We start from the raw sequence: 21,547 nt of genomic DNA on the forward strand, positions 1-21,547 counted from the left end.
AAACTTGTGAATCTCTGTTGCTTATTGCTTCGCTCTTGAGCAGACTACCTTAAATTTTGGTACTGTCTAAAATATTATCAGTGTCTATATAGCAGGTTTCAGTTGCATGAATTACACCCCAGAAACCCGGTTTCGCAGAAGTTACCGGGTTTCTCTGTACCTCACGCACTTGAAAAGGGCTTTAATCGGAGGGGAAAATGACAAGCAATGCAGAAAATAACTTTAGAAAAGTATTGCAAAACTTTTCAACAGAAGTAAATAATAAATTTACACTCCAATCGATTTCTTTCAATCCTGAAGACCAACTCAAAGCACCGATGGAAAATTTGCTTAAACGCAGTGGAGAGCTACTTAATTTAAAAGTAAATGTCGTTACAGAAGTTAGAGAAAAGGCACTTTCAGGAAGACCTGATGTAGGAGTTGCAGTTAGTTCTCTCTTAGCTGGATACATTGAACTAAAAGCACCAGGAAAAGGAGCAGATCCCAGCAAATTCAAAGGAGATAATAAACAGCAATGGGAAAAATTTAAGAACTTATCAAATCTGATTTACACCGATCGAAATCAATGGGCTCTTTACCGAACGGGTGAGAGAGTAGGAAAAATTATCAAGCTTTCTGGTGATATTACCTCTGATGGTGAAGATGCTGTTAACGATCGAAATTCTCAGGCTTTGCTGACACTTTTGCGAGATTTTTTACAATGGAAACCAATTGTACCTTCTACACCAAAAGCTCTCGCTGAAATGCTGGCTCCTATTTGTCGCTTATTACGGACAGATGTGTTAGCTGCACTGGAAGATCCCGAATCTAATCTTAGCACTTTGGCAAAAGATTGGCGGATTTATCTTTTCCCTGATGCTGACAACAAGCAATTTGCAGATGCTTATGCTCAGACATTAACCTATGCGCTTTTACTAGCGCGATTTTCTGGTGCGGAAGATCTGTCATTACCACAAGCAGTAAAAACAATCAGAACAGGACACAGCTTACTTGCTGATGCTTTGAAAATCCTTGGTGATGAAGCAGCACGCGAACAAATTGAGGTATCACTAAATCTATTAGAACGAGTTATTGCTGCCATTGACATCACTGCACTAGCTCAAAAAGGCAATGACGATCCTTGGCTATATTTCTATGAAGATTTCTTGGCACAATATGACCCGAAAATGCGAAAAGAGAGGGGTGTTTACTACACTCCAGTACCCGTTATTCAAACACAGGTTAGATTGGTGGCAGAGTTACTAGCAAAACACTTTGATGCAGAGTATTCATTCATCGATCCAAAGGTTGTAACTCTAGATCCCGCTTGCGGAACAGGCACTTATATTTTAACAGCCCTTAAACATGGTTTCGATCGAATTACCGAAGATCGAGGAGCAGGAATGCGAGTTTCTGCTGCTACCACAGCGGCGGCAAATATCCATGCTTTTGAAATTCTAGTAGGCCCTTATGCAGTTGCTCATCTTCGCTTAACTCAGCAAATTTTGAGCGAAGGAGGAACTTTACCAAAAGATGGTGTTCATGTATATCTTACTGATACGCTGGAATCTCCTTATGCTGCTGTACCTGGACATTTACCGTTATCTCTCAAACCGTTAGGAGAAGAATACAAACGCGCCCAAAAGATTAAGCAAGATACACCCGTTCTCGTTTGTATCGGTAATCCACCTTACGATCGTCAACAGATTCAAGAAGACGATCGAGAAGTTGAAAAACGAAAAGGCGGATGGGTTCGATTTGGAGATAACAGACAGGAAATTGATCAAAATCAACAGATGATTGCTAAGGCTATTCTGCAAGATTTTATTGAACCGCTACGACAGACAGGGCAACTCGTTCATGCTAAGAATTTATATAACGACTATGTTTATTTTTGGCGATGGGCGCTATGGAAAGTTTTTGAGTCAAATCAAGAAAATCGTCCAGGTATTATTAGCTTTATCACGGCTTCTTCTTATCTGCGTGGGCCTGGTTTTGCCGGAATGAGACAGGTGATGCGTCAAACTTTTGATGAACTTTGGATTATCGATTTGGAGGGAGATAATCTTGGCGCTAGAAAAACAGATAACGTATTTGCTATTCAAACTCCAGTTGCGATTGCTATAGGTGTTCGCTATGAAAAACCTCAACCTGAAGTGCCAGCGAAAGTTCATTTTACGCGAGTTGATGGCACAGAAGCAGAAAAACTGGCAACTCTTGCTAGTATCAACTATTTCAAAGATTTGGAATGGAAAAATTGCCCCACAGGTTGGACAGATTTCTTTTTACCCATAAGCGATATTGACTATTGGAATTGGGCAAGATTGACTGATTTATTTCCTTGGCAAGAAAACGGAGTTCAATTTAAACGGAAATGGCCGATCGGTGAAAATATAAATGTTCTGAAGGAACGATGGAAAACACTTATTTTTAGTCGTAATTCAGGGGAAACTCAAAAGAAGCTATTTAAAGAAACTGATGCCAGAAAAATTAGTAAGCAATATTCATCCCTTGAGGATAAAGGAAATTTATTAGCCCCGATTGTTAACCTATCTTCAGATAGATTACCCATCCAACCCATTCGCTATGCCTATCGCAGCTTCGATCGACAATGGACTTTACTGGATAATAGACTTTGCGATCGTCCTCGACCAAATTTATTAAGATCTAAAGGCGATCGACAAATTTACATGATAAGCTTACTCACTGAAATTCTTGGTGAAGGTTCCTCAGCAGTTGTCACCGAATTAGTCCCTGATTTACATTACTTTCGTGGCTCTTTTGGAGGTAAACACATTATTCCCCTCTGGCGAGACGCTACAGGAACTCAACCTAACATCACTCATGGAGTTTTGGCAACCTTATGTGCAAACTTAAAATGCCAAATTTCACCAGAAGATTTCTTTGCTTACTGTTATGCGATTCTTGCTACTCCAAGATATGTGAAAGAATTCTGGAATGAACTAGAAACACCAGGCGCACGAATTCCTATTACAAAAAACTCTAATTTATTTGAGCAGGTAGTTACTATTGGTCGTCAACTTATTTGGTTACATACATACGGCGAACGCTTTGTTCCTAATGGTATGAAACCAGGTAAAATTCCGCCAGGAAATGCTCGTTGCAAGGTGGGAACTCCGACAACAGAAACCGACTATCCAACAGAGTTTTCTTATGATGTCGGTACGCAAGAACTGCGAGTTGGTAAAGGTGTATTTGAACGGGTTCGTCAAGAAGTCTATAATTTCAGTATTTCAGGTTTAGAAGTTGTAAAATCTTGGCTTTCCTATCGCATGAAAGATGGTGCTGGTAAAAAATCTTCACCTCTCGATGATATTCGTCCGCAAATCTGGGAATTCGATAATGAACTTCTCGATCTGCTGTGGGTGCTTGATGCAACTGTTGATATTTTTCCTCCGTTATCTTCTTTGTTTGAGGAAGTTCTGAAGAGTAACTTGTTTGTTTCCTCTGAGTTTCCACAACCAACAGAAGCAGAAAGAGTTAGTTTGGCAGAAGTTGAGTCAGATTTACCACTTTTCAATATGGAGAAATACGAATAATACGAAGAATGAAAATTAATAGCTGCTCGGATCGCATTTATCAATTACTCCCCATGAGATCGCCCACTAATAACCTAATTTGCAGCATTAGCTAGGAACCTAGTCAATGTGAGGAAGTTGCTCAGGGAACCAATTTAAATCAAGTAATTGGTCAAGTGTGTAAGGGCATTCTGTAGGGAAGTTAGCAGAGTTTCCAGTTTTTTCTTTGACAAAACCAAGCGCACGCTTGTAGATAAAGTGTAAATGTTCTTGTAAATAGTTTCGTAAGTTAGTTGTCAACCTTTGATCTAATTGATCGCGGAAGCTATAAATTTCACTTCGCCAGTGGTTTGTATTACGCTCTGCTTCATTTTTCCAATACTCAAGCAACAGTAAATGTCTGATAATTTGATTTAACAGACTAACTACAGTATTTCTTTTCTCACTACCCAAATCTGACAACTCCTCAATTAAATTATCTAAATCTAAAGCATTAAACTGACGGTTCTTGAGTAATTTTATGGTGGACTCCAACCACTCTAAATCGTCAGTTTCATAAAGGGTTTTTAAATCAATAACGCTCATTTCGTTTCCTTTGTACTATTTGACATTAAGTATTCTACCAATCATCATTTCTTCTCGGTACTCTACGAGTTTTAGTAGAACCAGATCTCGGTTCTTGCTTGGTTGATCGCTTTTTGTTTCTCTGCGGTTGTTCCGATTCCGGATCGTTTTCTAACCGACTGCTCATATCAATAAATACATCTCGCCGTAAGTAAGGATAGTCACTCACCCACACATCAAGTTCAGGAAGGTAAATATCGGTGACATTGCTAATCCGACTCATATCGGGTCGATTAGACATTACCACCATTTCAGCCCATTCTCCTGTAACGATCGCTTGGTGAGAACGTCGCAGAGGGACTTGCAACTTAGTCAGAAAACCATTTTCATCCCCAACTTCTAGAGTCAGCCTTCGCTCCCGGTTTTCCACTATCATCAATTCGCCGCGCTTATTTACTGTTTCTTCGGTGCCAACTAATTCTTCACTTATATAAACATCTAACACCTGACCGCGCCAAAAAGCGCTGTACCGGGAACTTCGGCATTCAATATTACGCAAACTCGCCCATAAAACTGGCCCCCAGAGCCAGTACATACCGCTGACAATTCCTACTAAAAGAATTATTGGTGCAAATGCCTCTCCTAACAAGCTCGTTATCAAATAAAGTAGCAATACGCTCACCAAAGAAATTAACACCCGCTTTAAAAACTCGGCTGCATTACCCCAGCAATATTTGTACTGGGCTGCTGTGGCGATGAAAGGAATGAGTTGTTCAAATTTTTTGCGCGTTAATGGGACTAGCATATAAATTTTAGATTTTGGATTTTAGATTTTAGATTGAATGGAGAATAGGGCAAGAAAAGTCAAAAGTCACTCATTCAAAATAAAAAGGGGAGTAGGAGCAGAGGAGCAGAGGAGCAGAGGAGCAGAGGAGCAGAGGAGCAGAGGAGCAGAGGAGCAATTTTCTTGACAACTGACAACTGACAACTGACAACTGACAACTGACAACTGACCACTCCCCAGTCACCTACAATATCTTTTCTAAACCATATACTAACGATTTGAGTTCGGTGACCTTGCGGATTGCCAGCAGCACTCCTGGCATATAGCAAGTGCGATCGCTCGTGTCATGTCTGAGGGTGTAAACTTGACCAGTAGCACCAAAAATCACTTCTTGGTGAGCGATCAAACCGGGTAAGCGCACACTGTGAATGCGAATACCCTCATCTGCGAGACTGCCTCTAGCGCCCGGTAATTTTTCCTCTTCTGTAACAGAAGGTGGATTGTAGGTTTTGCCCATTTCTGCGAGCATTTGAGCGGTTTTAATAGCTGTACCGCTGGGGGCGTCTGCTTTTTGATTGTGGTGGAGTTCGATAATTTCTACGTAATCAAAGTATTTCGACGCCTGGATAGCAGCTTGCTGAAGCAAAACCATGCCGATCGAGAAATTGGGGATAACCAGGCAACCAGTGCTGGCTTTATCGGCAAATTCGGCCAATTCTTCAATTTGTTTGGGGCTCAGGCCAGTGGTGCCGACGACGGGGCGGACACCGTAAGCGATCGCAGATCTGACCGAATTATAAACCGTTTTGGGGTGGGTAAAATCCAGCATAACGCCCAGCACTTTTTCCTGAGCGGCCATCGCCAGTATCGGTTCAAACTGATTGGTGATCGGAACTTCCAGCGGGCCGCATCCAGCCACTTCTCCAGCATCTTGATTGAAAAATTCTGGATTGCGGTCTATCGCACCCAGCAGCGTCATGTCAGGTGCCGCAGCAATAGCTTTGATCGCCTCGCGGCCCATTTTGCCAGCAGCACCGTTGACCACAACTGGGATAGGAGATTGATTCGGCATGATTGAAAACGGACAAGAGATTTTAGATTTTAGATTTTAGATTGAATTAGGGAATGGAGCAAGAAAAGTCAAAAGTCACTCATTCAAAAGAAAAAGGGGAAAAGGAACGAATTATTGCCCACTCCCCCTCTTCCCCTCTGCCCCTAGCCCCTAGAACACCTATTCAGTAATACTTGGCGGTGCGTTTTTAGCTTGTAGGGGCGAAGCAAACGGGAGTGAAAATCTATCGCTCTTACCCTAGATTTCCTGCCCGAATGCTTCGCCCCTACCATTACTGAATCGGTGCTAGCCCTCTATCCCAAAGGGGTTTCGTCTTCAGGATTGAAGGGCTTTTCACCGATGCCAAGTTGCTTTTTAGTGCGTTTGAGCTGTTTCCAGAGTTTCTTAACTTGTTTATAAGCTTCTTCTGGAGAGAGCTTTCCACCCGTTTCTAAAGAGCAGATAAAATTCACCCGCTGGGCGAATTCTTGCAAATTGGCGTTAAAAACCAAATTTTCTGGTTTCACTTGGCCGTAGTAGCGACTACGGGGGTACAGAAAATTGGAGCGATCGTTCATGGCTCCCTCCAGGATATTATTTAATGAAACATTCTTCTGTTATAGACCCTGTTTGTCAGGATTTGTATCCGATAGTATACGGATATTTAGTAGCTTACCTATTGCCAAATTTTCCGTTTTGCCCTTATAGCAACCGCCAAGGTAGTTAGGACATCCTAAAACGGCAGAACCAATTCACAGCAAGCATTTCACTTTTGACTTTTGAATGAGTGACTTTTGACTTTTGCTATATCTACCAGCCCCACGTTCCTGGCGCACCTTTAAACGGCCCTACAATGTCGCTGGTGATCCAGCCGCCGTAGAAATCACCGGGCTGAGGTTGCACCCTTTCACCATTAAGATAACAAACATCCATCAAACCGGGATAAAAAGCCACGTAGTCTTTGATTGGCGCAAAGGCGGGGGTGGGGTCGGGATAGAACCAGGCAGCAAAGGGCGCTTGTTTGTCACCCACGATAATTGTGTAGTAACCTGCTTGACCTTTCCACTCGCAAAAGCTGGAGCGATTTTGCCTGAGCAAGTATTCCATCTTGATGTCGCTGGGAGGAATGTAGTAATTGGGTGGATGACTGGTCTCTAAGACCCGCTTGGCTTGATGGGTATCCACAATTGCGATGCCGTTAAAAACGATCTGGATGTGCTTTGCTGAGTCTTCTAGACGCGGCGGACGCGGGTAATCCCAGACTGATTCTTGACCTGGCTCTGGTTGAATGCGCTGGCGGTTCATATCGATTTTGGATGAGAGGATTTTGGATTGGTACGGTAATCTACTAACTTACTCCCTTCCCGCCAAAAGATTATGTAGGGGCGAACGCGCAAAGCGTGCCGTAGGCATTAGCATTGCGGAATTAACGTTTCGCTAGTGAATTAAGATTAATCCCGCAATGCGATCGCTCAATTAAGTTGAGTCTGAAAGTGGATTGGATATCTTTACTGTTAGAGTAGCGGCTTTCGCAGAAAAGTAGAGATTTCGTCAACTAGCCACTCTTTTTCTGATTGCGCCAGCCAAGAACCGAAACGATGAGTACGCAAGCCTTCTACCAGGGTACAAGCCATGACTGGTTTGTCGTTTACTTCGTAATTATTGCTGAGTTCAATGCGATCGATATCCGCTGTCTTTCCTTTAACTTCATAGCTGAACCAGAATAACTTCCACTGCAACCGGAAATACTTCACCCGATCGATCTCCAACCTTGTCCGACCCGCTACACTAAACAGGATACCTCCCAACATACCCAGTCCGACAATCCAGAAGGGAATGGAAAGCAGAGGGAAAAACAAATAAGCCCCAACTGCGATCGCTCCAGCAGTCCAGAAAAATAAGAAACCGCTCCAAATTAACGCAAACCCCAACCAGGAAATGTTCTGGAATCGCCACCCAGCAGGCGGTATTTCCACCACAAGTCGTCCAAGAGTGTTTTTCAACCCGATGCGACTCCCCGCTGGCTGACGCCGCTTTTGGATGGTACTGGTATGTTCGCCGCGCAGGTTTGCTAGAGCGTCTTTCGCACAAGAAAATCTATCTTCCGGTATTGGTTCGAGCATTTTTTCCAACCAATCGGCAAACTCAGGTGAAATTTCCACCACGTCGCGAAAGTCTATTTTAAGACGATACTGGGGTAAATCGGCTGGGAATTGGTGCGTCAGCAAAAATAGTAGAGTTGTTCCCAATCCGTACAAATCCGTTGCTGGGTAAGCTTGTCCCCCAAACTGTTCCGGTGCCATGTAGCCGTATGTGCCGATGACGGTGCTACCCCGCGTTATGGTGTGGCGATAGGTGTCTTGCACCGCACCGAAATCAACTAGAAAAACTTGTCCATCTTCCCTACGGATGATATTTTGGGGTTTGATATCCCGATGGATGACTGGTGGGGTAAACTCTTGTAGGTAGATGAGAATTTCCAGAATTTGCTCAGCCAGACGCCGGACTTCGTTTTCGTTTGTATGCCAACCGCTTTCGACTAGGGATGAGAGCGATCGTCCTTCTGCCAATTCTTGAACAAGGTAAAATCGTCTATCATCAGGCGTATCGACCTGGAAATAATCTAAATATCGAGGGATACAGGGATAGTTCAGCCCAGATAAAGTCTTAGCTTCGCGATCGAACAATTCAAGCACTTTCCAGTCAGTCATGCGGCGCAACGATAACTCTTTGAGTGCCACCCGCTGATTCGTCCGCAAGTCTATGGCTTCGTAGGTTATCCCAATTCCACCTTGTCCCAATATATCTACAATTTGATATCGTTGAGCTAGAGCATCTCCTGGTTGGTGTAGCAGTTCCATTAGATTTTAGATTTTAGATTGGGCGTCAACTGCATCGGCAGTACGTGAGCGATATCCTGAAATTGTCTGTTGTTATCGTTAGTTAAATTTTTACCGCAGATGAAGACGGATGAACGCAGATAAACGCAGATATGAGAGAATTTTTAGGCCACTATGCTACTAGATATGAGAGCAGGCACTAATTGTGAAATATTTTAGCATCCTTACATATTAGGATCTAGGCGTAAGGGACGCAGAGCAGAAGGGTTGGGTGTTTGGTTCGATGGGGCGGTGGTAGCCGCCCTTGAAGACTTGTATATTTAAATACTGCTCTTTTCAGTTGCTCGCTCTATGGATCGTTTATCCTAGAAATCAAACAATGCCGGGATGAAGGGCGTATGGGTGTTACGCGATCGCTAGTTAAATTAGCCGTTGGTGGCGCAATTGTATTAGGTGGCTTGGCGTTTCCGCCATTCCTCGCCGGGGATGGGATCGTTTGGGGGACAATCTTAGCGACAGCTTTAGCCAGTGTAGCTGCTGGAAATACTGCTAATGCGATCGATGCTTTAACTCAGGGGAAAGAGGGCGATCGCTTATCATTACAGAATCAAGATTTAACGAAAGCAGTGGGAAAAGCCATAGCCGCCGTCATCACCCTAGCCGCGAAACAACACCGAGACAAAACCCACGACAACCTAGAAAAAATCGCCATCCAAGCCAAAAATAATTGGGTGAAAATTGCCCAACAGGAACTCACCCAGGAACGCTACCCTCAACTCAGAGAAGCCAAACTCGACCAATTCCTCACCCCGGAAGAATACAGCCTCACCCAAGACGGCAACCTCACCCCCCAAGAATGGCAGGATATTTTCATCCGCTTAAACATGGCAGCCTGTAAAGGGGGTGGCTTTCAACTCCCGCCAGAAGTCTATCCCCAAGTAGCCGAATTACTGCATACCACCTTCCCCAAAGCTTTAAGAGAAACCCTCAAAGAAGACTTTGTAAAAGATGGGAAAGCCTTTGCCGGATTAACCTTGCAGTTACTCACGGGGATGAAAGCGGAACTGGCACAACTGCGAAACACCAATTTGGCGGTGAACGCCGCCGAATTGACGCAAATTCTCCAACAGTTCCAGCAGCTAGAAACCCAGTTACGGGGAACCGTCGCCCAGCAGCAGGCATTTTTTTGGCAAATTTCCCAAGATATAGATTCTGGTTTTGCCGAAGTCTGTCAACAGTTGGGAGTGATGGAAACCAATATCACCGCATTGTTACAGAATTTAGAGAAAAGGCTAGATGCTTTAGATGAAAAGCTGACGAGACTGGAAGCACCGAGGGGACGGCAGTTATCGAAACAGGAGTATCGCCACCGTCAGGCGTTGTTGTCTCAGATGCGGACTGAAGTTGAAAGCCGTTTAGCACAGTCGTTACACCATGCGGTTTTGCTGAATTTGGGTAAGGAACAGCAACCCGAACAGGTGCAACGCCCTTGGGATGTTTCGGTGAAGGTGGGGGAACAGCGATCGTTTCTGTTATCCTCAGAAACAAGCATTCTAGAGGTGTTTGAAAACCCAGCTATTAACGGTAAGTTTCTGATTTTGGGTAAACCGGGAGGTGGGAAAACCACGACGTTGTTAGAGTTAGCCCAAGCCTTGATTAAGCGTGCCGAAACGGATAGCGATGCACCTATCCCGGTAATTTTAGAGCTTTCGGCATGGCAGACAGTTACAAAAAGAAAGTTTCCAGATGTTTGGAATAAGGAAAAATACGATCCTTCAATCGAGGAGTGGATTCTCTCTCAGCTTCGGAGTAAGGGAGTAAGTCAAGAAATCGGAGAGCAGTGGATTCGGGAAAAGGAATTAGTGCTGCTTTTGGATGGTTTAGATGAGTTGTCATCGGAACGTCAGGCGAAGTGTGTTCGGGCAATTAATCAGTTTTTAGACAGTGAGTTTTCTCCTCTGCATTTGGTGGTATGCAGTCGCAAGGAGGAGTATGAAAATTACAAGGAGGATTTGCACTTAAATAATGCAATTTGTTTGGAAGATTTAACGGTAGAGCAAATTCAGAATTATTTCGCGAGTGTCAAACTTGGGGATTTCTGGGAGAGCATTAAAGATTCCGATCGGATTGTCAATTTCATTCGTCAACCTTTATTTTTGGCGATTACGAGTATTGCTTATCAGCAGATTGATGTTGATGAGTGGAGGAATTGTAATACTGAGCAAAATTGTATTGATTATTTGCTCGGAACTTATAGAGTTGAAAAAATAAATAAAAAGTTCAAAAAGCCTTGTAATAAATTTAAAAAAAATGATTTTATTAAAACTCAAGAAAGACTTATATTGATTGCTCGTTATCTAACTCAAAAAGGAGAATTTGATTTTTTTGTTGAAAATATAGTTCCCGAAGACTTTTTTAGGTCAAATAATAAAAGCTATCATTCTTGTGCTATGTTTTACATTTTCTGTTTGCCTCTGATTTATTTTTTGTCTTTTGATATTTTTAGCGTTCAATCAAAGTTGCTAAGAATACTGTTATATACGTTTTTATATACAGATTGTTTTTACCCATTATTACCTTTCAATATTGTAGATGAGAAAATTGAAACATTGCTAAAGAAAGGTGGTTGGAATAATTTACATATACAATATTATAAAATTTGGTTGATTTTGTTTTTAATTTTTGCTTTGGTATTACAATTGGCAGGAATTTCTCTAGCAGGGATATTAGTTGTTATCATTGTCATATTTATTTTTCCTGTTTTTTGGCTTAAAGTGTTTTTAGATAAAATATTTAATGATTTATCGCGAATCAGAAAAGATATATTAACCAGTGTTTTAAATACAGTTTTTGATTTTATTTACTTTGTTTTTATTGCCTTATTATTTAAGTGGATTAATTACGATATTTTACCTAACACAAAAATATTAGTTTTACTAAACTCTAACTTTGTTCTTGGTTTGGTTAATTTAATAGCAAATAATATATTATTAATTCCACTAATTTCAGCATTATATTTTGGAATTGTTTGGGGAGGTGGTGCTAGATTAATTCAATACTTTGTCTTTCGTCTCCTACTTGGTTTGACTGGTCAAATGCCTTGGAACATCACCCGCTTCCTCGACTACTGTACAGAACGCCTGATCCTGCAACGAGTCGGCAACCGCTACCGCTTCATCCATCGCCTAGTTCAAGAACATTTCGCTAACCTAGAAATCCAAAAAGAGTAAAATTTTGGGAGTAAAACTAAATTGAACTTTGAAATTATAGGAGAAATACATGACATTGAAATCATTGCCGTTAATCGCTCAATTCGAGAACTCGAACGATTGCAAAAAGCCTATGGCTCTGGACGCTGGCGCAAGCTAAAAGGTATCGCCACTATCCAACTCGAAGATGGAACAGTGTGTGAAGCAGAAATCCACTGGTACGAAGCACACGGAATCGGTAAAAAAGAATTTAAGATCAAATATATTCTGGAGTGAAATTTATGGAATTCGCCGTTTGCATCAATAACACAGATTATTCAGCTTCCTTAGAAGTTCGCAAAATTTATCGAGTTTTACCCGACCCTCAAGCCAACAATCATCAAATGATTCGCGTCATTGATGAATCGGGGGAAGATTATTTATACCCTAGCCGTTATTTTATGCCCATTGAGGTATCTGAACCCCTCCAACAAGCTCTGGCTACCTGCTTCTAAAATAAACTCAGAAACCCTCAAAAGCGATCGGCTAATCCTTCAAACAAAAACAATTCATTAGGAGAAACTCCAATGGCAACCAACACCTATGCGAGAAGAACGGATGGCAGCAGTAGAAGCAGCAATTACCGAATTGCAGAAACAAGTGGCCAATCCTCAATCGACAAATTGGCTACAAGAAATTACAGGATCTTTCAAAGACGAACCCGCCTTTGAGGAGGTACTGGCTTACGGACGAGCGATTCGCCAAGGTGATGAGTCTGTACCGGAATCGGAAGACGAGAAGCCATAATTAAGCTAGAATATCGGCAAACCTTAATCCTAACCCAAAATGACTAAAACTCTTGATATTACCGGACTTACTTCTGAACAAATCGAGCAGATTTATGCGATGATAGACACATTTAGAGCTAGCAATAGGCATCAGAAACGATTAACAGAAGAACAACTATCAGAATTCGATCCAACTCCGTTGTTTTTTGAAAGCGAAATTCTCCAACCCTTTAATCGTAGTATACTTTATGGCAACAGAACCTAAACGAATTTATCTCGATACTAACGTTCTCGCCTACGTTGCTAATACTAAAGCACCTCAACACAGGGCTGCATTAAAAATCTTTCGACCCAGTGAAACAGAAATTTTATGCGTTTCATCACAAGTTTTAGCAGAATTTTACCTTAATGTCGGCAGAAGGCTCCCGCTATAACCGAGGGGGATTTACCCTCGCGTAGCGAGTACCCCCGATGATTTAGCGGTGAGATGAATGCCGACCCGCTAACAATTGAGCGATAGCGAATCATTATAATTCTACCCGTGTTTGTGTTGGGTAAAATGTGGTATCATTCTACCATGTTAGTAATAGAAGCAAAGTTAAAAGGAACTCAATCACAGTACAGTAAGCTGGATGAAGCAATCCGCACCGGACAATTCATCCGCAACACTTGTCTGCGATATTGGGAAGATAACAAAGGAGTCACTAGGAACGACCTCCAAAAGCTTTGCTCGGTACTAGCCAAAAACAAGGAAACCCCTTGGACGAAGAAGCTTAACTCTCAAGCTAGACAGGCTCATGCTGATAGAGCGTGGTCTGCAATTGGGCGTTTTTATGAAAACTGTAGATTGGGTAAGCCTGGTAAAAAAGGCTACCCCAAATACAAGAAGTTCAGCCGTTCCATTGAGTACAAAAATAGTGGATGGAAATTATCTGCTGATAGAAGACAGATAACATTCACCGATGGTTTTGAAGTAGGAACGATGAACTTATGGAGTTCTAGGGATTTGGTCTGGTACTCAGAAAAACAAATTTCTAGGGTTCGAGTTATCAGACGTGCTGATGGCTACTACGCTCAGTTCTTAGTGGACTGGGATAGAAAAGAGGAGCATGAGCTTCAAGGGAAAATGACGGGAATCGACTTAGGGCTTAAAGAGTTCTACACCGATTCTGATGGAAATACTGTCGATAACCCTCGATATCTGAGAAAGTCCGAACGTCGCCTCAAGATGCTGCAACGCCGGGTTTCTAAGAAGCATATCAGGGGCAAAAAGCAGTCTAATAGATACCATAAAGCTCGCAGGGCTTTAGCCAAACAACATCTCAAGGTAAGTAGACAGCGTGAAGACAAGGCTCGTAAAGATGCTCTGGCGCTAGTTAGATCTAACGACCTAATTGTCTACGAAGACTTGAAGATACGAAACATGGTGAAAAATCACCATTTAGCTAAGTCTATTAGCGACGCATCTTGGTATCAATTCACTCAATGGCTTCAATATTTTGCCAAGGTTCACGGTGTCATTGTTATCGCTGTTCCACCTCGCAACACGACTGTTGATTGTTCGTGCTGTGGAGCGAAAGTGAAGAAAACTCTTAGCACCAGGACGCATAGATGTAGCCAGTGTGGCACGGTTTTAGATCGCGACCACAATGCCGCAAAAAACATTTTGGCAAAAGGATTCAAGCTGTTAGCTGAATATTTCAACAGTACCGTAGGGCATACGGAATCTGGAGCCAAAAGCTCTTTCATCGCAGGGAGAAACTAACCTCTGGCTTAAGAACGGAGACGTTCTTGCTCTAAGTTGGCTCGATGAACTGCGAACCAAGAATTCTTGGGAATCCCCCACTATATTCGGTACTCCGAATTAGTGGTGGGAGGATGTCAATCCTATATTACCAATCCTGCCATCTTAGCAACACCCATTGAGCCAACAGAAGCCATTAGCCGCATTAAACGGATTTGCCAAATGCCTCATATTTGCTTGCTATCAACTCCGCTCGATCTGTTTGAACGTTGGCTGATTTTACTAGAAGAACGACCCGTGACTAATGGGGGAATTTTTGACTTACTTCATATTGCAATTATGTTAGCTCATCGAGTCACCAGTATTTACACTTTTAATGTCAAGGATTTTTCTTGGTGTTCCCAAATTGAAGTAATCGATCCCAGTCATATTTGAAAATATATAATACTCATATGATTTTAAACCTTGATGTAAGTCTTCAAAATTAGGGGGTTCGCGTAAGGGTTCCCTAGCGATATTCGGAAGTTCAAAATTGCCAAAATGGGCAAAACGTCGCTCGATAGCTAAGGCAAGATTTAAGGGTTCGAGAGTGTTTTCTGTCAAGACAGCGCGGAGGATTTGTTTGGCTTCTTCTTCCAGAGAACGACCATAATATTCTGCTCGCTTTTGCAGGCGATTTTTCAGGTCATCGTCAAAGTTTTGAATCGTGATACTGTTCATAGTAGATTCAATTGCTAAAGCTATAGATTCTGACTAGCTAGATGGCGGTAAATTCGGTTTTTGTGCGGCAACATTAGTCTTATTTTTTCTAAATCTGTAAAAGCCATATCCTGCCGCACTTATCAACAACAGATAAGGGATGAAGGCAAATAACCAAATACTTAAACTCAGCAAGTTGAAGGTAAGTTCGCTCACAGAATGAGTTGCTTGTCCCCAGGTTTCCTGAACTCGTAAACCTACGGGAGTTCCCGATGCAGGTGTGGCAGAAACGGCTGCTTCCAAATTTAGAGTAATTGTGGAATAAGCTACTTGATTTTGCAAGTTATTTAATTGAGCGGAAATCCGTTCGATCGACTCTCGGATATTGCTAAGTTCTTTGGAAACTTGCAGCACATCTCTAATTGAACCAGAACGCTCCAGAATTTTCAATACCGCTTCTTCAGATTTTCGCAGATTCTTCAGACGCGCTTGGTAATCAACCAGTTGATCTGACACATCCTCAGCGGTAAGAGAACGACTTTGCACCGTTCCTAGTTTAGCAAAGGTGTCGAGAGTAGTGTCCAGCTTTGGCGACGGTACGCGAATTTGCATGGAAGCGGTGTGACGGCTGCTAGAATCGATGGGCTGGCTATCTTGAAATCCCAGTAAATCTCCTTGCTGTTTTCTGATAATAGTTGAGACTTCGCGCATACTCTTGTCAATTGAGCCAACGACGAGAGTTAATTCCGCTTTTTTGATTAATTGAGGAAGCGATCGTTTCGCTGGAGCAGATGCTACAATAGTTCCATCCGCAGAAGCTACAACATTTGGCGCTGGGCTGTCTGCCATGTTGTCCATAGCTGCCATTGGTGCTGGTTCCGCTGCTGGCATTGCCGCACTTTTTGCTGAAATTTGTGGCAGAGAGCTACCCCTTGTGGCATTATAGCTTTGACTGCAACTAGGCAGAGCAATGGCGGAGAATGTTCCGATCAGCAACATATTGAGGAGGCGATCGGATTTAGGATTATTAGTTTTTAACTCGTTTTTCATAAGAAATTTTTCCTTGGTAAATCGGGGGAGATGGAGTTCTCAGTTAGAAATAATTTAACCTTATCTTAGCTGAAGTATGTTGCTTGTTACAAAAATTGAAATGGCGCTTGACCTCAAACCCTTGTGCTAGAACCTTTTTTCCTCGTTTGATGCACTTAGAGCTATACCGAAAAATCCGATTATACTGTTCACGGTCATAGAGCGAGCTTTTTTAACCCAGTAGTAGGGGCGAAGCATGACCGTATTAATTTGTTGGTTGAACCCAAAGATATAGCAACCGCTCTCGTCGATTAGGGCAGTAGGGGCGAAGCATTCGGGCATATAATTTATTGGTTAAAACCTTATATTTACTACCCGAATGCTTCGCCCCTAGCCCAGATTTATGGCTTAACCGACTCATCGGTTGCTATATTTGCATACATCATCATAAATCTAGATCTACATCTGTGGATATCTGCGTTCATCTGTGGTTAAAAATATTGGTTCTTTCGGGTCAAATATGCGGTCGTAGTAGCACAGCAAATTAAAATCTTGGTATGACCGACATATTGATGATCTGTGCTAATACTACAAAATGTTTATTTTGAACATTAGCATAATAATTCCGAAAGACTCAAAATATTCAATTCACCACTTTTGGGATAACCTTATAGAAAGATATCTTAATTGTGTACTTTGATTTTGACTGCTATATTCAGTTTAATAACAATTTAGACAGATTATGAAAACAAAGATCCTAGCTACAGTATCTTTTTTGACTACACTGTGGTTAGCATCGCCGCTTTTAGCCCAGAATGTCAGCCCGATTGAACGGTTGCTGACAACCAAAGAATGTCAGGGGTGTGACTTAAGTGGGGCTAACTTGAACAGTGTTGACCTGAGCGGAGCCGATCTCAGCGGTGCCGATTTAAGCGATGCTAGCTTAAAGAATACTCTACTGGTCGGAGCCAACCTCAGCGGTGCCAATCTTAGGGGTGCTGACCTGACTCAAGCTATGCTGACTGGTGCTAATATCAGCGGTGCCGATTTAACTTATGCCAACCTTACAGATGCGAACCTGTTTCGGGCCAAAGCTAAGGAGTCGGGAGGAGCAGATTTTACAAATGCTATTTTTAATGGAACTACGATGCCCAACGGTACTGTTCGCGATCGACAAGCACTACCGGGAGTTCCCGAAAACGTAACTCCCGAACAACTTCCGGCAACAATACGCTAGGATTATTCAGCTACTTAACGCAAGTTGCTAGTTATAAGCTTATGGGTTTCGATCCCCCTAAATCCCCCTTAAAAAGGGGGACTTTGAATCCGGTTCCCCCCTTAAAAAGGGGGGCTAGGGGGGATCGAACCGACAATATTTGTAACTAGCAACTTGAGTTACTTAGTTTTCAAGTATTCTCAAGTTTCTAAATCGACATAATAGATTAAGTTAATTAAATTCTGCATAAAGTTGCCGTGCTGGCTAAGTTCTCCAGTCAATTCCGCGATCGTTTGTCTAATTGGCGTCGCCGTTACATTGCAGCGCCAATTTCACTCACACCCATACTTGTAGCCAGTATAGGGGTGAGTGTTTTGCTTGTGGGGTTGAGACAGTTTGGCAAACTGGAACCGCTGGAATTGGGGGCTTATGACCAAATGTTGCGATCGCGCCCCACAGAAAAACCCGACCCGCGTATTTTAGTGGTCACCGTCACAGAAGAAGATATCCAGCGAGTGGGTAAGTGGCCGTTATCAGATGCCACAATGGCTAATCTATTAGAAAAGCTTCAGAAATATAACCCGCGTGTCATCGGTTTGGATATTTATCGCGACTTGGCGGTACAGCCGGGACATCAGAGGTTAGTTACTCAGCTCGGTAAAAGCGATCGCATAATTACCGTTTGCAAAACCAGCGATATCAACCATTCCGGCGTTGCGCCACCCTCATCAGTTCCACCTAACCGCGTCGGCTTTAGCGACCTCGCAGTTGACTCGGATGGAGTGATTCGGCGGGCGCTGTTATTTGTGACACCGGGGAAAGGGAATTGCAAAGCACGCTTATCATTTAGCTTCCAACTAGCAAGCAAATATCTCGCCTTGTCAGGGATTGAATCCTACAAAATTAAGCCTAGCGGATACATGGGGCTCAGAACAGTGAATCCGGGTGAACATCCCCAATCTTCAATCCCAAATCCCAAATCCCAAATCCCAAATCTAAAATCGCAAGTAGTATTTCCCCGCCTGAACGGCGATGCAGGTGGCTACCAAGGCGTAGATACAGGGGGTTATCAAATTCTGCTCAATTACCGTTCAGCCCAAGACATCGCCCAAGAAGTCACCCTCACCCAAGTTTTAACCGATCGCGTGCGTCCAGAATGGGTACGCGATCGCATAGTCCTCATCGGAGTACAAGCACCCAGCATTGACGACGCCTTCTATACACCCTACAGCGCCGCTAGACCGCAAGACGCGAAAATGCCTGGAGTAGTAGTCCATGCCCAAGTAGCCAGTCAAATCCTCAGTGCAGTGCTGGATGGACGCCCTCTTATATGGTATTGGCCTTGGTGGGGTGAAGCGCTGTGGATTTGGGGCTGGGCTTTCGTAGGTGGTTTAGGGGCCGATCGGCTCCGGCATCCTCTGTGGCTGGGCCTTTCAGGGGTAAGTGCGATCGGCGTTCTGGTTAGTACCTGTTATGGTTTGTTGATTTACTCGGCATGGGTGCCAGTAGTACCACCAGTCATAGCGTTGATAACCAGTGGCGGAACTGTGGTAGTTTACGCCGCCTACAAAATGTACAAGCAGCAGCAGAAAATCACAAATCTCTCAGCAGAACAGGAGGAAACGATCGCGCTTTTGACAACAATGATCAAGCACAATCCCTCGGTTTCTTCATCAGCCACTTGGGCTTTACCCTCATCAGCCACAGTTCCCGTTTCCCCCCATCCACAATCCTACTCTCCACAAACAGAGCCAGAGCCCTTCTCGTTTTCATCGCTATTGGACGGACGCTACAAAATCAACAAAGTCTTAGCTCAAGGAGGATTTGGTCAAACCTATTTAGCACAAGATATCAAGCGTCCCGGCTATCCTACTTGTGTAGTCAAGCGTTTGATGCCAGCACGGCGAGATCCCAAATTTTTGCAAGTTGCTAGACGATTATTCGAGACGGAAGCCAAAATTTTGGAAGTTTTGGGGCAGCACAACCAGATTCCCCTACTGCTAGCCTACCTGGCAGAAAAAGAGGAATTCTACTTAGTTGAAGAATATATAGAGGGAGACTCTTTAAGTGATGAGCTACCTGTGGATAAGCGAGTGAGTGAGTATCTGGTAGTCGATCTGCTCAAAGGGATTTTGGATATCCTGGCTTTTATCCATCAAAACCATGTGATTCACCGGGATATCAAACCCAGCAATATAATTAGACGAAAACAAGATAGCCAGTTAGTTTTGATTGACTTTGGTGCAGTCAAACAGATGCACAGCTCCTCAAACGAGGATACCGAAAACCCAACGGTAGCGATCGGGACGCGGGGCTATGCACCGCCGGAACAGTTGGCCGGTCACCCCCGTCCAGCCAGCGATATCTATGCCGTGGGGATGATTGGAATTCAGGCGCTTACCGGGATTTCGCCGCAGCAGTTGCCCCAAGATCGCGATACGGGATGCGTCATTTGGCGTCCTCTAGCGAGTGTTAGCCTGGAATTGGCTGAGATTTTGGATCGGATGGTGTGTTATCACTTCAGCGACAGGTATCAGTCAGCAGCAGCTGTGCTGAAGGATCTCAAAGAACTCGATCGCTCCCTTCTCAGTCAGGTAGCTACAGATATCGATTTAGTAAATATGCCTGCCAGCGACACAGATAACTTGATTAAAAGTCTACTAACAGACCAAGCTAATCCTCTACCCTCTCAGTTGTTGGATGCCACAATCGTAGTAAATCAAGAAGATTCAGAAAGTGAAACGATTCAATAGGGCCGCTGCGCGGAAGTCAAAAGTCAAAAGTCAAAAGTCAAAAATCCTTTTAGTGTCAGGCATTTATCTCACTGCTCATTTGAGTACAAATAGAGCGGGAGGCTTCTGCCCGTTTAAGCTAAAATTCGAGATTACTGCATAAAAAATCGAAAATTGATATGAGTCCGACTGCTCTTGAGCCAACTATCGTTAAATCGGCGACCCGCCGTGTCGTTTTTCCCTTTACGGCTATTGTTGGCCAGGAGGAAATGAAACTGGCACTGCTATTGAATGTAATCGATCCGAAGATTGGCGGTGTGATGATTATGGGCGATCGCGGTACGGGCAAATCTACCACGATCCGCGCTTTGGCCGATCTTCTTCCAGAAATCGAAGTTGTTGCGAATGACCCCTTCAACAGCCATCCCAGTGACCCCGATATAATGAGCGATACTGTGCGCGATCGGGTCGATCGCGGGGAGGAAATTCCCATAGCCAAGAAAAAGGTTACGATGGTGGATCTGCCTTTGGGTGCGACAGAAGACCGCGTTTGCGGCACGATCGACATTGAGAAAGCACTCTCTGAGGGTGTCAAAGCGTTTGAACCGGGTTTGCTGGCTAAAGCCAATCGCGGTATCCTCTACGTTGATGAAGTCAACTTGCTGGATGACCACCTGGTAGATGTGCTGCTAGACTCCGCTGCCTCCGGTTGGAATACAGTAGAAAGGGAAGGTATTTCCATTCGTCACCCCGCCCGTTTCGTTCTGGTTGGTTCCGGTAACCCGGAAGAAGGGGAATTGCGTCCCCAATTGCTCGATCGCTTTGGGATGCACGCTGAAATCCGTACCGTCAAAGAACCAGTTTTGCGAGTGCGAATCGTAGAACAAAGATCTGAATTCGATCAAAATCCGCCCGAATTTCTCGAAAAATATCGAGAAACCCAAGAAGCGCTCCAGCAAAAGCTAGTTAACGCCCAAGAACTACTTCCTTCTGTGACAAGTGACTACGATCTGCGGGTGAAAATTTCTGAGGTTTGTGCTGAACTGGATGTAGACGGTTTGCGGGGTGACATTGTGACCAACCGCGCCGCCAAAGCCCTAGCCGCTTTTGAAGGTCGAACACTGGTACTGGTAGATGATATCCGCCGGGTGATTACGCTGTGTTTGCGCCACCGACTTCGCAAAGACCCCCTAGAGTCGATCGATTCTGGCTACAAAGTGGAAAAAGCGTTCAACCGCGTGTTTGGGATAGAAGTATAACTTACGCTCTTCTCCCCCCTAGCCCCCCAAAGAAAGGGGGGAACAGGATTGGGAGAACAGGATTGGGGGAATATGACTCTTCTCCCCCCTTTCTTTGGGGGGTCGGGGGGCAAAACCTTAGTTATTGCGTAAGTC

18 protein-coding genes are annotated in these 21,547 nt (G+C 43.7%); 10 read left to right on the top strand and 8 right to left on the bottom strand.

Translation table 11 applies throughout. From position 1 onward, the window contains the following. The first annotated feature begins 197 nt into the window (after nt 1-197). Nucleotides 198-3,539 (top strand): type ISP restriction/modification enzyme, encoded by a 3,342-nt coding sequence (locus tag LAY41_RS04990; RefSeq protein ID WP_249094816.1) that lies wholly within the window; start codon nt 198-200, stop codon nt 3,537-3,539. A 99-nt stretch (nt 3,540-3,638) separates the two neighbouring features. Here LAY41_RS04990 and LAY41_RS04995 read toward each other — a convergent pair whose 3' ends face one another. The 6 genes from LAY41_RS04995 to LAY41_RS05020 all read right to left on the bottom strand — a co-directional run bounded on the left by LAY41_RS04995 (nt 3,639) and on the right by LAY41_RS05020 (nt 8,778). Continuing rightward, a complete protein-coding gene (locus LAY41_RS04995) occupies nt 3,639-4,103 on the bottom strand; it encodes a DUF29 domain-containing protein (RefSeq protein WP_249094818.1) in 465 nt (154 codons plus the stop codon). Nucleotides 4,104-4,137: 34 nt separating this feature from the next. Continuing rightward, on the bottom strand, nt 4,138-4,887 hold the full coding sequence (locus LAY41_RS05000) for a phosphate ABC transporter permease (RefSeq protein ID WP_249094820.1): 750 nt from the start codon (nt 4,885-4,887) through the stop codon (nt 4,138-4,140). A 223-nt stretch (nt 4,888-5,110) separates the two neighbouring features. After that, nucleotides 5,111-5,938, bottom strand: coding sequence for a 4-hydroxy-tetrahydrodipicolinate reductase (dapB, locus tag LAY41_RS05005; RefSeq protein ID WP_249094823.1), 828 nt, complete (start codon nt 5,936-5,938; stop codon nt 5,111-5,113). 293 nt (nt 5,939-6,231) lie between these two features. Then, entirely contained in the window at nt 6,232-6,495 is a 264-nt protein-coding gene (locus tag LAY41_RS05010; protein ID WP_249094826.1) for a DUF7219 family protein, read from the bottom strand. A 232-nt stretch (nt 6,496-6,727) separates the two neighbouring features. Further along, a complete protein-coding gene (locus LAY41_RS05015; RefSeq protein WP_249094829.1) occupies nt 6,728-7,222 on the bottom strand; it encodes a DUF427 domain-containing protein in 495 nt (164 codons plus the stop codon). 209 nt (nt 7,223-7,431) lie between these two features. Then, entirely contained in the window at nt 7,432-8,778 is a 1,347-nt protein-coding gene (locus LAY41_RS05020) for a serine/threonine protein kinase (protein WP_249094831.1), read from the bottom strand. 377 nt (nt 8,779-9,155) lie between these two features. Between LAY41_RS05020 and LAY41_RS05025 the strand changes: the two genes are divergently transcribed. The 6 genes from LAY41_RS05025 (at nt 9,156) to LAY41_RS05050 (ending at nt 14,498) form a co-directional block, all read left to right on the top strand. After that, complete coding sequence (locus LAY41_RS05025) at nt 9,156-11,987, top strand: NACHT domain-containing protein (protein WP_249094834.1); 2,832 nt, start codon at nt 9,156-9,158, stop codon at nt 11,985-11,987. 21 nt (nt 11,988-12,008) lie between these two features. Beyond that, nucleotides 12,009-12,242, top strand: coding sequence for a hypothetical protein (locus LAY41_RS05030; protein WP_249094836.1), 234 nt, complete (start codon nt 12,009-12,011; stop codon nt 12,240-12,242). Nucleotides 12,243-12,247: 5 nt separating this feature from the next. Beyond that, nucleotides 12,248-12,460 carry a hypothetical protein gene (locus LAY41_RS05035; RefSeq protein WP_249094840.1) on the top strand — a complete coding sequence of 71 codons (213 nt, stop codon included), beginning with the start codon at nt 12,248-12,250 and terminating at the stop codon, nt 12,458-12,460. A gap of 88 nt (nt 12,461-12,548) precedes the next feature. Further along, nucleotides 12,549-12,752 (top strand): hypothetical protein, encoded by a 204-nt coding sequence (locus tag LAY41_RS05040; protein WP_249094842.1) that lies wholly within the window; start codon nt 12,549-12,551, stop codon nt 12,750-12,752. A 39-nt stretch (nt 12,753-12,791) separates the two neighbouring features. After that, complete coding sequence (locus LAY41_RS05045) at nt 12,792-12,998, top strand: hypothetical protein (protein WP_249094843.1); 207 nt, start codon at nt 12,792-12,794, stop codon at nt 12,996-12,998. Nucleotides 12,999-13,310: 312 nt separating this feature from the next. Further along, the gene (locus LAY41_RS05050) at nt 13,311-14,498 is read left to right on the top strand and encodes an RNA-guided endonuclease InsQ/TnpB family protein (RefSeq protein WP_249094846.1); all 1,188 of its coding nucleotides are present in this window, start codon (nt 13,311-13,313) and stop codon (nt 14,496-14,498) included. 321 nt (nt 14,499-14,819) lie between these two features. On the opposite strand, the gene LAY41_RS05055 is transcribed toward LAY41_RS05050, so the two are convergent. Continuing rightward, the gene (locus LAY41_RS05055; protein ID WP_249094849.1) at nt 14,820-15,197 is read right to left on the bottom strand and encodes a FitA-like ribbon-helix-helix domain-containing protein; all 378 of its coding nucleotides are present in this window, start codon (nt 15,195-15,197) and stop codon (nt 14,820-14,822) included. A gap of 33 nt (nt 15,198-15,230) precedes the next feature. Further along, a complete protein-coding gene (locus LAY41_RS05060; protein ID WP_249094850.1) occupies nt 15,231-16,226 on the bottom strand; it encodes a DUF4349 domain-containing protein in 996 nt (331 codons plus the stop codon). A gap of 721 nt (nt 16,227-16,947) precedes the next feature. Here LAY41_RS05060 and LAY41_RS05065 point away from each other — a divergent pair. The 3 genes from LAY41_RS05065 to bchI all read left to right on the top strand — a co-directional run bounded on the left by LAY41_RS05065 (nt 16,948) and on the right by bchI (nt 21,412). Then, nucleotides 16,948-17,442, top strand: a complete 495-nt coding sequence (locus LAY41_RS05065) for a pentapeptide repeat-containing protein (RefSeq protein ID WP_249094853.1) — start codon at nt 16,948-16,950, stop codon at nt 17,440-17,442. Between the two features lie 236 nt (nt 17,443-17,678). Next, nucleotides 17,679-20,174 carry a CHASE2 domain-containing protein gene (locus LAY41_RS05070; RefSeq protein WP_249094855.1) on the top strand — a complete coding sequence of 832 codons (2,496 nt, stop codon included), beginning with the start codon at nt 17,679-17,681 and terminating at the stop codon, nt 20,172-20,174. Between the two features lie 158 nt (nt 20,175-20,332). Beyond that, nucleotides 20,333-21,412, top strand: coding sequence for a magnesium chelatase ATPase subunit I (gene bchI, locus LAY41_RS05075; RefSeq protein WP_249094857.1), 1,080 nt, complete (start codon nt 20,333-20,335; stop codon nt 21,410-21,412). Nucleotides 21,413-21,547 lie beyond the last annotated feature (135 nt).

The organism is Argonema galeatum A003/A1 (assembly GCF_023333595.1).
GTDB lineage: Bacteria > Cyanobacteriota > Cyanobacteriia > Cyanobacteriales > Aerosakkonemataceae > Argonema > Argonema galeatum.